Origin of the sequence: Haloferax profundi (assembly GCF_001469865.1) — an archaeon.
Lineage (GTDB): Archaea > Halobacteriota > Halobacteria > Halobacteriales > Haloferacaceae > Haloferax > Haloferax profundi.
This window is the reverse complement of the sequence record NZ_LOPV01000254.1, coordinates 1-304: the sequence shown is the minus strand read 5'-3', so window position 1 is coordinate 304 and position 304 is coordinate 1. Positions and strand designations below refer to the sequence as shown.

Annotated in this window: 1 pseudogene; it reads left to right on the top strand. The window is 54.3% G+C overall.

The annotated features are described in order from the left end of the window. Positions 1–246, top strand: a pseudogene (locus AUR66_RS22595) (hypothetical protein); the annotation flags it as partial. Between the last annotated feature and the right edge of the window lie 58 nt (positions 247–304).

Sequence of the window (304 nt, the reverse complement as noted above, 5' to 3'; positions counted from 1 at the left end):
GTGACGGTCGACCAACCGGAATTCTACACAGCACGATACCACCCCAGTACGTGGCTTGTGGCTAACCCAGCGTACGCTTCCGATACGGCGACTACGCGATGGCATCCACTCGGGACACTCGATGGGTGGTTTGCGTTGTTCGTCGAGGTCGGTTGGCAATTCATCCCGTTCGCAGTGATGTTTTACGCCGGAAAGCGGGTCCTCCGATTCTTCGGGCCACGAGATGATTCTGAACGATATCCATGAAACGAGATCAATCACATTTCAATAGACGTACCGTCCTCCAAACCGCAGCAGGTCTTTC